14 protein-coding genes and 2 pseudogenes are annotated in these 12,952 nt (G+C 70.0%); 6 read left to right on the top strand and 10 right to left on the bottom strand.

The window, feature by feature from the left end; genetic code table 11:
* Positions 1–26 precede the first annotated feature (26 nt).
* Positions 27–965, top strand: a complete 939-nt coding sequence (locus PH203_RS40425; RefSeq protein WP_289926950.1) for a TIGR03619 family F420-dependent LLM class oxidoreductase — start codon at positions 27–29, stop codon at positions 963–965.
* A 100-nt stretch (positions 966–1,065) separates the two neighbouring features.
* Positions 1,066–1,794: an NADPH-dependent F420 reductase gene (gene npdG, locus PH203_RS40420; protein ID WP_289926949.1), complete on the top strand. Its 729-nt coding sequence runs from the start codon at positions 1,066–1,068 to the stop codon at positions 1,792–1,794.
* A gap of 238 nt (positions 1,795–2,032) precedes the next feature.
* Here npdG and PH203_RS40415 read toward each other — a convergent pair whose 3' ends face one another.
* Complete coding sequence (locus PH203_RS40415; RefSeq protein ID WP_289926948.1) at positions 2,033–2,377, bottom strand: carotenoid oxygenase family protein; 345 nt, start codon at positions 2,375–2,377, stop codon at positions 2,033–2,035.
* 34 nt (positions 2,378–2,411) lie between these two features.
* Here PH203_RS40415 and PH203_RS40410 point away from each other — a divergent pair, with 34 nt between their 5' ends.
* Entirely contained in the window at positions 2,412–2,537 is a 126-nt protein-coding gene (locus PH203_RS40410; RefSeq protein WP_289926947.1) for a hypothetical protein, read from the top strand.
* A gap of 406 nt (positions 2,538–2,943) precedes the next feature.
* On the opposite strand, the gene PH203_RS40405 is transcribed toward PH203_RS40410, so the two are convergent.
* The 8 genes from PH203_RS40405 to PH203_RS40375 all read right to left on the bottom strand — a co-directional run bounded on the left by PH203_RS40405 (position 2,944) and on the right by PH203_RS40375 (position 8,723).
* Positions 2,944–3,252, bottom strand: coding sequence for a hypothetical protein (locus PH203_RS40405; RefSeq protein ID WP_289926946.1), 309 nt, complete (start codon positions 3,250–3,252; stop codon positions 2,944–2,946).
* A complete protein-coding gene (locus tag PH203_RS40400) occupies positions 3,249–4,406 on the bottom strand; it encodes an FAD-dependent oxidoreductase (RefSeq protein WP_289926945.1) in 1,158 nt (385 codons plus the stop codon). Before PH203_RS40400 ends, PH203_RS40405 begins: the two co-directional genes overlap by 4 nt.
* Positions 4,403–4,600 carry a ferredoxin gene (locus PH203_RS40395; RefSeq protein ID WP_289926944.1) on the bottom strand — a complete coding sequence of 66 codons (198 nt, stop codon included), beginning with the start codon at positions 4,598–4,600 and terminating at the stop codon, positions 4,403–4,405. The genes PH203_RS40400 and PH203_RS40395 overlap by 4 nt, the downstream gene beginning before the upstream one ends.
* 42 nt (positions 4,601–4,642) lie before the next feature.
* Positions 4,643–5,827: a cytochrome P450 gene (locus PH203_RS40390; RefSeq protein ID WP_289926943.1), complete on the bottom strand. Its 1,185-nt coding sequence runs from the start codon at positions 5,825–5,827 to the stop codon at positions 4,643–4,645.
* Positions 5,828–6,091: 264 nt separating this feature from the next.
* Positions 6,092–6,283 (bottom strand): ATP-binding protein, encoded by a 192-nt coding sequence (locus PH203_RS49800; protein ID WP_354671301.1) that lies wholly within the window; start codon positions 6,281–6,283, stop codon positions 6,092–6,094.
* A 26-nt stretch (positions 6,284–6,309) separates the two neighbouring features.
* Positions 6,310–6,477, bottom strand: coding sequence for a hypothetical protein (locus PH203_RS49795; RefSeq protein WP_354671300.1), 168 nt, complete (start codon positions 6,475–6,477; stop codon positions 6,310–6,312).
* Between the two features lie 312 nt (positions 6,478–6,789).
* Positions 6,790–7,707 carry a recombinase family protein gene (locus PH203_RS40380; RefSeq protein WP_289926942.1) on the bottom strand — a complete coding sequence of 306 codons (918 nt, stop codon included), beginning with the start codon at positions 7,705–7,707 and terminating at the stop codon, positions 6,790–6,792.
* 197 nt (positions 7,708–7,904) lie between these two features.
* On the bottom strand, positions 7,905–8,723 hold the full coding sequence (locus tag PH203_RS40375) for a siderophore-interacting protein (protein ID WP_289926939.1): 819 nt from the start codon (positions 8,721–8,723) through the stop codon (positions 7,905–7,907).
* A gap of 98 nt (positions 8,724–8,821) precedes the next feature.
* Between PH203_RS40375 and PH203_RS40370 the strand changes: the two genes are divergently transcribed.
* Together PH203_RS40370 and PH203_RS40365 are read left to right on the top strand one after the other, a co-directional pair.
* Complete coding sequence (locus PH203_RS40370; protein ID WP_289926937.1) at positions 8,822–9,607, top strand: AraC family transcriptional regulator; 786 nt, start codon at positions 8,822–8,824, stop codon at positions 9,605–9,607.
* 225 nt (positions 9,608–9,832) lie between these two features.
* A complete protein-coding gene (locus PH203_RS40365) occupies positions 9,833–11,005 on the top strand; it encodes a 4-hydroxybenzoate 3-monooxygenase (RefSeq protein WP_289926935.1) in 1,173 nt (390 codons plus the stop codon).
* Between the two features lie 18 nt (positions 11,006–11,023).
* Here the strand turns inward: PH203_RS40365 and PH203_RS40360 are convergent.
* Positions 11,024–12,236, bottom strand: a pseudogene (locus tag PH203_RS40360) (transposase); the annotation flags it as partial.
* A gap of 12 nt (positions 12,237–12,248) precedes the next feature.
* On the opposite strand from PH203_RS40360, the pseudogene PH203_RS40355 reads away from it, so the two are divergent.
* A pseudogene (locus tag PH203_RS40355) lies at positions 12,249–12,858 on the top strand (substrate-binding domain-containing protein); the annotation flags it as partial.
* Positions 12,859–12,952: the final 94 nt, after the last annotated feature.

The following is a 12,952-nucleotide window of genomic DNA, read 5'->3' as shown; positions in this document are numbered from 1 at the left end:
CACACTTCGCCTGAAGGATCGCCACGATGACCACTCCCCGCATGCAGCTCGTCCTGAGCGAGAACTGGACCATGACCGCAGGTCGCGCGGACCTGCCGACCGTGATCCGCTGGGCCCGCGAGGCCGAGGACGCCGGATTCGACTCCGTCATGATCAGCGAACACATCGTGCTCGGCCCCGACGCCGGAGCAGGCGGCGTGATGGGCAACCCCCGCGACTACGCCCTGCCCGGCAACCAGGACCCCCACACTCCATGGCCCAACTCGCTCATGCTGCTCAGCGCGATCGCCGCTGTCACCAATCGGGTGCGCCTGGCCGCGTCGGCGGTCATCGCTCCCTTGCGCCACCCCTTGCTCCTGGCCCGCGAGCTCGGCACCCTCGACCTTCTCTCCCAGGGCCGTCTGATGGTGCTGCCCAACGTCAGCTGGAGCCGCGACGAGTACGCGGCACTAGGCGTCCCGTTCTCCCGGCGCGGGAAGCTCCTCGACGAGCACCTGGACATCTGGGCGAAGCTGTGGGGCCCCTCCCCCGTGTCTCACGAGAGCGAGTACTACACCTTCCAGGACGTCTACTTCGAGCCCAAGGCCTACCGCCCGGACGGCCCTCGACTGTGCTTCGGTGGCGCGGGCATGCACGACGCGATGGTCCGCAGGATCGTCCGGTACGGCCATGCCTTCAACCCGCTGGGCAAGGTGACGCCCGAGCAGATGCAGACGCTGAAGACCACGATGGCCGCCGCGGGCCGCGACATCGCCGACCTGGAGATGATCGGCAGCACCCGTGCCGTGTTCCCCGACGACAACTCCTGCGCCGACCTTGCACAGGCCCTCGAGGCCATCCCCGAGCAGATGACCCAGGGATTCACCACCTTCTGCGTCAAGCCCTCGCAGTTCACCGACGACCCCAACGGGGTGGGCGCGTTCTGCCGCGAGGTGATGCGCCGCGTGGAGTCCCTGACCGCCTGACGGCGCCGGCCGATGTCCCGCATCGCGGCCCGAGCAGCCCGCCGGCGACGAACGGCACCGGGCCGCAGAAGAACGAACCGAACGAGCCAAGGACCACAGCATGACGACTCCCGACGAAGCCGCCGGCACCCGTCCCCCCACCCTCGCTGAAGCCACTCGAAACGATCCCCATCGCCTCCCCGACGTGTCCGGCCTGGTCGTCGGCATCCTCGGCGGAACCGGCCCACAGGGGCGCGGCCTCGCCTACCGGCTCGCCGACGCGGGCCAACAGGTCATCATCGGCTCGCGAAACGCTGCCCGGGCCGCCTCCACGGCAGCAGCCATCGGCAATGACATCCGCGGCGCCGACAACGCCACGACCGCGCGCGACAGTGATCTGGTGATCGTCGCCACCCCCTGGGAGGGGCATGCCGAGCTGCTGACCACGCTCCGCGCAGAACTCGTCGGCAAGATCGTGATCGACTGTGTCAACCCCCTCGGCTTCGACAAGAGGGGCGCCTACGCGCTCAGGCCTGAGGAGGGCAGCGCCGCCCAACAGGCTGCCGTACTGTTGCCCGACTCCCGGGTGACCGCCGCATTTCACCACCTGTCCGCCGTCACTCTGGAAGACCGGCAGATCGAGAAAATCGACACCGACGTACTCGTCCTGGGCGATGAGCGCGCCGCCACCGACACCGTTCAGGCACTCGCCTCACGCCTCCCGGGCGCACGCGGCGTGTACGGCGGGAGACTGCGCAACGCCCACCAAGTGGAGTCGCTGGTCGCCAACCTGATCTCGGTGAACCGCCGCTACAAGGCCCACGCCGGCCTGCGCCTCAGCGACGTCTGAGGCGACAGCTCCGCCCTCACGTTCGTCCCCGATCTGTATGGCCATGGGACGCAACCGTGCTGTCATCGGCACCGTCCCAGTACGTGCGGTCGGTCGGGAAATCCGTCACCATTTCCTACGAACGCGGGACCAGGCGACGACGGTGGCGGCCACCCGGCCGCGTCCGGAGGCAGATCACGCCGCGGATGCCGGTGTCAGGGCTGCGTTTCCCTGCCGACCTGCGGGGCCGGTACGGAGGTCACGTGACCGCTGGGGGCAGCCACTGACCATTCCGGCACGCGGCGACAGCCCTGTCCAGGGTCTGGTGGTCGGCCCAGCTTCCGTGGAAGCCGAACGGGACCCGGCTGGGGAGCTTGACCCGGCACAGCGGGACGCGGCGCAGGTCTGCGGCGTCGTGGATCAGGAGTTCGCTGAGGCCGGTGGCCCGGTTCCACCACAGCGAGAGCAAGTAGCCGTCGTCCTCGCCGCGGGGGTCCTCGCGGGCGACGAAGACCGGTTCACCGGGGCTGGTGAGGCCGTCCGGTCCTTCGACGACGGTGGTGTGGTCGAGGAGGTAGTCGTGGCGGGCCAGTCCGTCGGACATCGCGGCACCCGTCCGCAACGAGAAGGAGCAAGTGGTGGCAGCGGTGAGCGTGGCCGCCCTCGCCTCCCGGGTGTACCCGGAGGCGGAGGCGGAGATCGCGCAGAAGGTACAGCGGACGGCACGCGAGATCAGCGAGCGGATGACCGTCGTCGCGGGGTGACTCCGCTCATTCCGACAGGTACTCGGCCACACCGCGGTCCAGGACGATGCCGCCGCACCAGCCAGGCCACGTCGAGGTCGCCCAGCGCACGGAGAGGCCGGACGATCCTGGCCGTCATATGGCGCCGCACGTCACTCTGATCTGCTCCAGCAGCAGGGTGCTCGCGCCCAGGCCCGCGAACAGGCGTCCTTGGTGTTGAGCCGAACAGGGCAGCCCGAGTGCGGCTCTCGCCGGCAGAATGGGGCGGCGAGGGCGGGCAGCGGGTCGGCGCCGCCGTGGTCGCCGACGCGACGCTCGGGCGGGGCCGGTTCGCCATCCGGTCGCCCGGCGCGTCCTGCGGGAGCTCGCTGGTGAACGGGCGGAGCATGGCCGCGGTGGCCAGCGCCACCCGCTGCTCGGGGATGGGTCAGAGCGTCTGCGGAAGCCGGCCGAGCGCGTCGAAGTCGGCCTGCTGGGCAGGGGGGAACCGCACTTGCGCGAAGTCGAGTTCGTCCTGGGTGAAGGTGTCCGCGGCGTCGAGGGCGAGGGTTTCGAGCAGGTCCTCGTTGCGGTTCTCGCCCAGTTCCCTGAGCCGCCGCGGCAGGCGTAGTACTGGATCAAGGTGGGCTTGTCCCCAGGGACCCGGTTGATCGGCCGGGTGCGCCGCGGAAGAGCACCCCGGCCATATCCACGCCCGTGGCTTCCTTACGTCGCGACGCTCATCTGCCGCCGTCACGGTGGCGGCGGCAAAGACGTTGCGGCCAAGGCCCGTAGCGCGGCGACCGGTTTGCGCAGTCCGTAGGCGACCGCCGTCGACGTGCCGTCGGCATGGCTCCAGGTCAGCAGTGCGCGTCCGTCGGTCATGTTGCCCTGCACCGTGGTCGGTTCGCCGAGGAGCGGCAGACGGCCGACGATCTTGACGCTGAGACCGGCGACCTCAGTCCAGAAGTAGTCGTCCTGCGCTGGTCCCGGCAGTGGGAGACCGAGGGCGGAGGCCGCTGCGGCCCTGCCCTGGGCGACGGCGTTGGACCAGAAGGGCGCACGCCGGTCGGGCCGTGTGCCGTCGCCGCGGAGGTAGGTGACGTCGCCGGCGGCGAACACGCCGGGCACGGTGGTGGCGCAGGCATCGTCGATACCGACACCGAGGCGGTCGGCGAGGCCCGTCCCTGCCAGCCAGCCGACGCAAGGTGCTTCTCCGGCGCAGGTGACCACCAGGTCCGCGGTGAGCTCAGTGCCGTCGGGGAGGGCCACCCCACTCACGGGGTCGCCGGTCAGAATGGCGAAGCCGGTGGCCTGTACGAAGCGGATGCCGTGTGCTGAGGCTCGTGTGGTGATCGCGGCGGACAGGTGGTCGCCGAGGATGCGTTCCAGTGGCCGGTCGGTGTCCACGACGGTCACCGGGATGCCGCGAGCGGCGCAGGCGCTGGCCACCTCCATGCCGAGGAAGCCGGCGCCGACCACGATCGCCGAGCCGGCGTTGGCCAGGCGGGCGCGGAGCTGGCGGGCGTCGTCGAGGGTGCGCAGGACGAGTTCGCCCCGCTGCCCGGAGGCGGCGAGGCGGTGGGCGCTGGCGCCGGTGGCGATGATCAGCGCGTCGTAGCCGACCTGGCGGCCGTCGGCAGTTGTGACGGTGCGGTGCCAGGTGTCGGCGGTGACGGCGGGCGAGCGGATGACGTCGGCGTCCAATCCATCGAGGGCCAGGCCGAGAGTGTCGTCGGCGGCCGGGTCTTTCAAAACGGCTTTGGACAGGGGCGGGCGCGAGCAGGCGCCGTGTTCCTCTGCGCCGATGATCGTGAGGGGTCCGGTGTGGCCGAGGGTGCGCAGGTGGCGGGCGGCGGTGGTGCCGGCGAGAGACTCGCCGACGATGAGCACCGAGCGCGGTGTGGTCACGACAGGACTCGCAGGGCGGCGACCGGGCAGGCGTTGACGGCCGCTCGGGCGGCGGGCTGCTGCTCGTCGGGGACGTCGGTCCCCTCGAAGCGGTAGGTGAGTTCGGCGTCGTCGTCCAGGCTGAAGATATCGGGTGCCTGGTCGGCGCACAGGCCGTGGCCTTCGCAGCGGGGATGGTCGACGGAGATCTTCATGGTGCTGTCCTCAGCTGTCCTCGAACGGGCGAGCGGCGGGGCTCAGGCGGGGATGAGTTCGAGCGGCAGGCGCTCGAGGCGGTGGATGACGTTGTTCAGGGCCCACTCGGGCGGGCCGGTCACCTCGATGCGGTCGACGCGTTCGACCAGGGCGCGGAGTATCGCGGAGGTCTCCAGGCGGGCCAGGCCCTGGCCGGCGCAGCCGTGGGTGCCCTGCCCGAAGCCGAGTTGGCGGGCGGAGTCGCGGCGGATGTCGAAGGTGTCCGGGTCGTCCCACTCCAGCGGGTCGCGGTTGGCGGAGCCGTAGAGGACCAGCACCCGGGAGCCCTTGGGGAAGGCGACGCCCGCCAGTTCCGTGTCGCGGGCGGCGGTGCGGGAGAAGGCGCGGATCGGGGATTCGTAGCGGACGATCTCGTTGACCGCTTTCGGGACGAGGTCCGGGTCCGCCTTCAGCAGGCGCCACTGTTCGGGGTGGGTGGCGAACAGGTACAGCGCGCTGGAGATGGCGCTGATGGTGGTGTCCAGGGAGGGTGCCAGGTAGTCGATCATCATGGTGACGCACTCGGCGGGCATGATCCGGCCCTCGTCGGCGGCGCGCAGCAGGTCGTGGCCCATGCTGCCGTCCAGCACGGACCGGTCGCGGACGACACCGCGCGCGTAGCGCAGCATGCCGAGGGACGCGGGGAGGGTGCGTACCGCCTGGCGGTTGAGCGGGCCCAGCGCGTCGAAGGTGGCGCCGGCCCAGCGCAGCAGATCCTCGCGGCCCTGCTGGGGCCAGCCGACCAGGTCGGGGACGACCGACATCGGCAGCGCCGTGGCGACCTCCACCGCATCCACCGTTCGGCGGGCTGCAGCTGCCTCGACCACGGCGGCCGCCTGCTGGTCGACCGTGTCCTGCATCGTGCGCAGCGCCCTGGGAGTGAGGCGGTGCGCGAGCAGGGAGCGGCGGCGGGCGTGCTCCTCGCCGTCGCTGAACAGCGTGGTGCCCTGGCCCACGCGGTTGGCGACGGGGTTGAGGCCGACGCCGCCCGAGGAGACGAAGGTGTCGTCGTCCAGCAGCACCTGTTTGCACTCGGCGTAGCGCGGCAGGGCGTGGACCTTGTGCTTGCTCAGCCAGACCACGGGGCCGAGCTCACGCAGCGCGGCGTAGTGCGGATACGTGTCGCGGATGGCCGATGCCGAGTACAAGTCGGGGTGGTAGACGGGAGTCTCTGTACGCGTGGGCATGAACGGCCCTCCTGAAGGGACGGTGAGCGGGCGGGGGGATGACGGGTGTGTGTGGGGGGGCGGGCGAGCGGTCCGCGTTCAGCTGACGAGAGCTCGGCCCCGGCGAGTTCCCGCTCCATTCCGTGCACGGGCGGGCGCCGTCAGCGCAACAACGCCCTAATGACGAAATACTCAAGCTTGATGGAATGCCACGTCAAGAGTTACGGCAATGAAAACGATGAACTCATCAGAACTGCGGATTCTCCCTACATGCGCTGGCGCAAGCTAAAGGACGGCTGGCTCCCATGGCCCGGCGTGCTTCTCCTCGCCCAGCTCGGCCCAGACCGTCTTGCCCTGCCGGGCGTGGCGCATTCCCCAGCGCTCGGCGAGCTGGGCGAGGAGGAGCAGGCCGCGTCCGTCCTCGTCGAAGGTGCGGGTTCGGCGCAGGTGGGGGGTGGTGCTGCCGGCGTCGGACACCTCGCACAGGAGGGAACGGTCACGGATCAGGCGCAGGCGGATGGGGGGCGGTCGTAGCGGATGGCGTTGGTGACCAGTTCACTGACCACCAGTTCGGTGATGAAGTCGAGGTCCCCCAGTCTCCAGGACGACAGCTGCCGGATGGCGCCCGAACGAGCCCGGGCGACGGCTGCCGGGTCGGCGTCCACGTCCAAGGCGGCGACCTGGTGGTCCCCTAGGGTGCGGGTGCGGGCGAGCAGCAGAGCGGCGTCGCGTGGGGTCGGCCTGCGGGCAGCAAGGCTTGGAGCACGGTGGCAGGCTGCTGTCCGGGCCGTCCGACGGGCCCCCGGCGGCAATGTGCTGTAGGCAGCGGTGACCGCTCGTCCGCACGACGACGGCAGTACTCAACAGCCGTTGCGTGGCCGGCACCGAGGTGGACCAGGTCGGTCACGGCGTGACCGGCACCGCCGTCGGTGACCGGCCTCGGGGAACATCGGTACAGCGGTTGGCGCTGAGATTGATCATGGTCAGGGCGTGAGCGCCGTGACTCGGGTCTCGTACTCGCGGCGGGCCTTGCGCTGGGCCGGGACCGCGGGGAGGCCCTGGCCGCCGTCGAGCGGCTGGCAGCGAGCGAGGAGCCCTCGGTGTACGGCGGCGACGGCGCTGACGCGCAGGGTGTAGCCCTGGCCGCGCCGTACGGTCGTCCCCTGGTTGAGCGCGGCGCGCTCGGCGGGCTCCAGCTCGGTGGTGCGGAGGTAGTCGGCGACCTTGCCGGGCATGTCGAGGGTGACCGGCACTTCCGGGGCGGGCGTGTCCTCCTTGCTGGCGGTGTGGTCGGGCAGGAGGTCTGCGACGGCGGTCCGGATCGCGCCGCGGCTGACGCCGCGGTCGCGGGCGAGGGCGGCGATGGAGCGGCCTTCGAGGTACGCGGTGCGTACGTCGGCGGCCGTCGCGGTCGCGACGGCGGGGCGGCGCCCGCCCTTCGCTCCCTTGGCCTCGGCAGCACGTAGTCCGTCGTAGGTCAGCTCGCGCTGGAGGTCGCGCTGGAGTTCGCCGGCGGCGGCGAGGGTCTGCACCATGAACTTCACGGTGGACAGCAGCTCGCCGGTGCGCGGGTGGCGGGCGGTGAGGTCCATTGCGGAAAACGCGCCGTCGTGGATGCGCAGGGCGAGGCGGTCGCGGTGCAGGACGTCGAGCACGTCGAGGATGTGCTGGTTGCCGCGCACGAGGCGGAACATTTCGGAGATGTGCACGGTGTCGCCCGGCCGTGCGTAGGTGAGCAGTTCGCCGAACTTCGGGCGCTGGAGCGGGTGGAGCTGGCTGGAGGTGCCCGGGTCCTCTTCGAAGAAGACCGGGTCCTCGATCCCGGCCTCGCCCAGGACGAGGTCCTGCCGGGCGGTGGACTGCTGGTCGGTCGAGACCCGCTTGTAGACCAGGTTCGCCACCGAGGGCCCCTTCCGTACGGAGGATCGGACCCTATCTGTCATCAAACCCTGTCAGCAATGACCATCGGATCTGATTGGATTCGCGCCGCCTCGAACCCCCGGATTGCACGGGTTCATTGGACGCCCCGACCTCCTGTCGTCAAACGATCGTTTAACGACAGGCAAGGTCCATGAGGTGTGGTTTCGCGGTGGGGTGGTTAGAGGCTGGCGCGCCCGTAACTGAAGTAGCCACGGAAGGAGATATCGGACTTCGCCACGCCGCGTTCGCCGACCAGGTGGCGGCGGATCCCCGTGGCCAGCGAGGACTCGCCGGCCGTCCAGGCGTAGAAGGGGCCGTCGGGAAGACGGGCCTGCTTCACCGCGTCCAGGGCGAGGGTGCCGGGTTTCGCGCCGGCGTCAGTGCGGGGCAGCCAGTGGACGATGCTGCCGGGCGGCGCGGTGATGTCGTTGCGGATGTCCTCGGACGACGGGACTTCCAGGAAGACCTCGGCGGGCAGGTCCGCCGAGGACTGTTCCAGGATGGCGGCGATCGCCGGAAGAGCGCTCTCGTCACCGACGAGGAGTTGCCAGGCCATGCCGGGGGCGGGCGCGTAGCTGTGTCCTTCGTCGAGGAACGCGACCCTGGTGCCGGGCTCGGCGGCCCGCGCCCATCGGGTGCCCGGGCCGGCCGCTCCGGGGCCATCGTCGGCGTGGAGCGAGATCTCGATGTCGAACGCCGGCGCGTCGGGCCGAAAGCGCCGGATCGAGTATGTCCTGACCCGCGGACGCTGCTTGCCGCCCCGAAGCGTGAGCTGGAGTATCCACCGCTCGCTGGTGGGCAGTAACACCTCCGCAGCGTCGTCGTCAGGATCGGCGAAGAACAGACGTCCGGCCTGGTCGAAGCCGGAGCGTTGGAGGTGCTGGACGTCCTTGCCGCCGAGCGTGACGGTCATGAAGTGCGGACTGGGCTGCTCCGTCCCCTGTACGGTCAACGACAGCATGCGCCGCTTGCGCGGGCGCTGGATCCGGGAGGCCACCGCTACCTCCGCTGAGGACAGGACTTGGGCTTCGTCGTGGTCATGCGACCACTTTCGGCGCGGCGTTCTGTCCGAGACCACCGGTAAACTGACGCCTGATGCCGACAACCCGCCATCCTTCACCGCCGCCCGCCGATGCAGACGACGAGATCCTGCAAGGCGGTGCCTGGCTGCCGCACGGCTTCCAGCTCGACCCCCACAGCCACGTCCAGGGCCAGCTGGTCTATGCCGCCGCCGGCGCCCTGGCCACGGCGACCGAGCGCGGCACCTGGGTCGCCCCCGCGGACCGGATCACCTGGACGCCCCCGCGCTTCGCCCACTCGCACCGCTTCTACGGCCCGACCGACGTCCGGCTGGTGTCCGTCCCGCTCGATCTGTGCGCCGAGCTCATCGATCACCCCAGCGTCTTCGCCGTGAGCCCGCTGCTGCGCGAGGCCCTCCTGGCACTCACCGACGTGCCGGAACGGCGGGCCGGTGCCCACCGGCGCCTGCTCGCCGTGATCGTGGACGAGTTGGCCGATGCGGCCGAGACCTCCCTGCACCTTCCCGAGGCGAGCGACGACCGGCTGCGCGGCGCCACCGACCTGCTGCGCGCTGATCCCGCCCGGCCTTCCACCCTGGCCGAGCTGGGCCGGGCTGTGGGAGCCAGCGAGCGCACGCTCAGCCGCCTGTTCCACACCGAGCTGAGCATGAGCTTCCACCGCTGGCGGACCACCCTGCGCATCCACCACGCCTTGGCACACCTGACCGACGGGATGACGGTGACAGAGACCGCAGTCGCATGCGGCTGGTCCAACCCCTCCACCTTCATCGACGCCTTCACCGAGGTCGTCGGTCAGACCCCCGGCCGCTACCAGGCCGGGCTGCGCTTCCACGCGCGATAGCCGCCTCCCAGCCTGCTGACCCTGTTTGCGCTGGTCAGGCAGGTAGTGCGCAGTGTCCGAACCGCTCTGGCGGGTTTCCGGTATCGGGTGTCGACTTACCAGTGGTTCGCAGCCTGTCGGGTCTTCCACAGTGGATATCGAGCGACGCCGACCTCCATGTTCGGCGCCGTGGTGTACGCGCTCGGCGCGTACGACCACTGTACGGATCATGAAAGGCCCGCACGCATGACTGAGACACGCGACGACACGGCCGTCGTCATCATCGGGGCCGGCGTCGCCGGTCTGACCCTCGGCAACTTCCTGCTGCGCAACGGCGTCGACTGCATCGTGCTGGAGAAGCACCCCCGCGCCTACGTCGAGAAGCGCCAGCGAGCCGGAACGATCGACACCTTCGGGGTGCGCCTGTTCCGCGAATGGGGCCTGGAGGAAGTCCTCGCCGGCGACCCCATCCCACACAGCGAGGGCGGCTTCTACATCGACGGCCACGCGATGCCGATCGATATGGACGAGGACAACAACGAGAGCCTGTACTGCCCGCAGCAGATCCTGGTGCGCAACCTCACCGAGGTCTTCCTCCGCGACGGAGGTGATCTGCGCTACGAGGCCGCGGACGTCGCCCTGGAAAACCTCACCCAGGGCCGCCCCGTGGTGCGCTACCGGAACGCCGACGGGGCGGCACGAGCCATCGAGTGCGGCTTCGTCGCCGGCTGCGACGGCTTCCACGGCATCTCCCGCCGCTCCATCCCCGCCTCCGCGCTGACCGAGTACTCCCACGCGTACGGCTACTCCTGGCTCAGCGTCCTGGCCGCCACCGAGACCAAGCCCTCGGGCATGGCGATCCACGAACGGGGCCTGGCCGGGATGATCCCCCGCGGCCCCAAGGCCAGCCGCATCTACCTGCAGTGTGCAGTCGACGACACCCCCGAGCAGTGGCCGGACGAGCGCATCTGGAGCGAACTGGAGGCCCGCTTCGGCACCCCGCCCTCGCGCGGCGAGATCCTGTCCAAGCAGATCGTTCCGCTGCGCAGCGTGGTGTTCGACCCGATGAGCTACGGCAACCTCTACCTTCTGGGCGACGCCGCACACATCGTGCCGCCGATGAGCGCCAAGGGCATCCACCTCGCCCTGCACGACACCGAGGTCTTCGCCCGCGCAGTGATCCACCATGCCAAGGAGGGCGACTCCAGCCTCCTCGACAGCTACTCGCAGACCTGCCTGCCGCACATCTGGAACTACCAGGCGTTCGCCACCTGGATCACCGACACCATGCACAACGCCGGATTCATCGGCTACGAGGGAGAGTTCAAGAAGCAGATCGCCCGCGCCGAGCTCCAGCGCCAGTTCGCCTCCGAGTCGGCGAACAAGCTCTTCAGCGAACTCACAGCCGGAACCAACTAGACCCCACCTCCTCTGGAGTCAGGCTGCGTCGTCGTCCTCGTCCAGTTCCGGCGCGTCCGGGTCGCGCAGCGGGCGCAAGGCACCGGCGGCCGGGACCTGGGCGGTGAAGCTGTAGCGGCCGAGCAGGTTCAGGTTCTTGTGCTTGAGAGGGGAGAGCCGAGCGATGTCCTCGTCCCGGATCTCGTGGCTCTCGGCTTTCAGCTGGGCGACGGCGGCGTCGATGTACTTCGTCTTCCAGAGCACGATGGCGTTGAGGACCAGACCGAGTGCGCCGAGCTGGTCCTCCATTCCGTCGCGGTACGCCTGGTGGATGGTGCCGCGCTTGCCGTGGCACACGTCCCGGGCCAGCTTGTGGCGGGACTCCTGCACGGTGAGCTGCCGGTTCATCTGCCGGCGGTAGGTGTCGTCCACCGGGTCTACGACCCGCAGCAGGTGCTCTGTCTTCGCGATCCGCCCGTACTCCGCGAACGCCGCCCCGAGCGGCGTCGGGCGGCCGTCGCGGCCGAACATGCGCAGCAGGTCGTAGGCGCGGACCTGGTTGGTGACCAGGGAACCGGCGACTTTCAGCATGTCCGGCCAGTGCGTGATCACCTTGTTCAGGTTCACGCGGTTGCGGGCCAGGTCCTCTACCGCGCCGTAGCGCCCGGTCTCGACACCGGGCATCGTGGCCCGCCAGAACCGCTGGTCGTCCAGGTCGCGGAACCGGGGGCTGAAGTTGTAGCCGAGGATCTTGAACAGGCCGAACACCATGTCGGAGTACGAGGCGTTGTCGGTGGCGACCATCTCCGGCTTGACCCCGCCGCCGAGGTTCAGCAGGGCGTCCAAGATGTGCAGGGAGTCGCGCGGGGTGCCGGGGACGACCATCTGCCCGATGCCCGCGACCTGGTCGTTGACGGCGTTGAGACCAGGTGATGCCGCGCTTGAACCCGAAGTACTTCGGCGACGGGGCGGCGTTGATGGTGCGCACCGGCACCTGAAAGCGCAACCCGTCCACCGAAGCCAGCAGCCCCTCTCCCCAGAACTGCACGATCGGGATGCCGGCCTGGGCGGCGATCAGCGCGGCGTTCGCCGCGGCGATGGTGTCGGCCCGCAGGTAGTACTGGTCGACGTGCACGAGCCGGGACCGGGTCAGCGCTTCGTAGCCGGGGTTGACCACCGGGGTCAGGCCGATGTTGCACGCCTCGGAGACCAGCAGCGCGACCATGGAGGTGGGCAGGTCCTTCATCCGGGTCGTGCCGTCGCCGACCGGCTGCCGGACATGCTCACCGAGGCACGGTTGCCGACCGTGCTGCTGGGGCGCCGCTCGAGCGACGAGTACGTCAGCTATGTGGACGCGGACAACGTGGGGGGCGCCCGAAGCGCCGTCTTCCACCTCGTGTCACGGGGCCGCAGGGAGATCGCCACCATCACCGGACCACTGGACATGGACGCCTCCCAGGGCCGACTGCGCGGCTATCAGGACGCTCTGGCACTGGCCGGCCTGGACAACGAGAAGTCCCCTGGTCGCCGAGAGCGACTTCACGCAGGACAGCGGGCGCCGCGCCATGGCCGAACTGCTCGAACGGCGCCCGGACATCGACGGCGTTCTCGCCGCGTCCGACACAACGGCCGCAGGGGCTCTGCAGGCCTTGCGTGCGGCAGGGCGACGCGTGCCGCAGGACGTCGCCGTGATCGGCTTCGACGACTTCCCGCTGGCCCAGCGCACAAAGCCACGGCTCACCACTGTGCGTCAACCGCTGGAGAAGATGGGCCGGGCCATGGTCCGACTGCTCCTGGAGGACATGGAGCAGCCGTCCGTGGCCTACTGCCATGTCCTCCTCCGTACCGCGCTGGTCGTCCGCGAGTCGACCTGAGGAACACCCACCGCACACTCCACCGGACGGGCCCGTCCGGAGTTCGGGAGCGCTCCCAACTCGCAGGCCCGCTCGTGCGCGCTGCCCACCCGCC

The sequence above is a fragment of the Streptomyces sp. S.PB5 genome, assembly GCF_030403745.1.
Lineage (GTDB): Bacteria > Actinomycetota > Actinomycetes > Streptomycetales > Streptomycetaceae > Streptomyces.
The sequence above is the reverse complement of the archived record's forward strand: the minus strand, read 5'-3'. Positions and strand labels throughout refer to the sequence as shown.

Coding starts and splice junctions, on each gene's coding strand:
- PH203_RS40425 (WP_289926950.1), top strand. CDS start 27: ATGACCACTCCCCGCATGCAGCTCGTCCTGAGCGAGAACTGGACCATG.
- npdG (WP_289926949.1), top strand. CDS start 1,066: ATGACGACTCCCGACGAAGCCGCCGGCACCCGTCCCCCCACCCTCGCT.
- PH203_RS40415 (WP_289926948.1), bottom strand. CDS start 2,377: ATGTCCGACGGACTGGCCCGCCACGACTACCTCCTCGACCACACCACC.
- PH203_RS40395 (WP_289926944.1), bottom strand. CDS start 4,600: ATGAAGATCTCCGTCGACCATCCCCGCTGCGAAGGCCACGGCCTGTGC.
- PH203_RS40390 (WP_289926943.1), bottom strand. CDS start 5,827: ATGCCCACGCGTACAGAGACTCCCGTCTACCACCCCGACTTGTACTCG.
- PH203_RS40370 (WP_289926937.1), top strand. CDS start 8,822: ATGCCGACAACCCGCCATCCTTCACCGCCGCCCGCCGATGCAGACGAC.
- PH203_RS40365 (WP_289926935.1), top strand. CDS start 9,833: ATGACTGAGACACGCGACGACACGGCCGTCGTCATCATCGGGGCCGGC.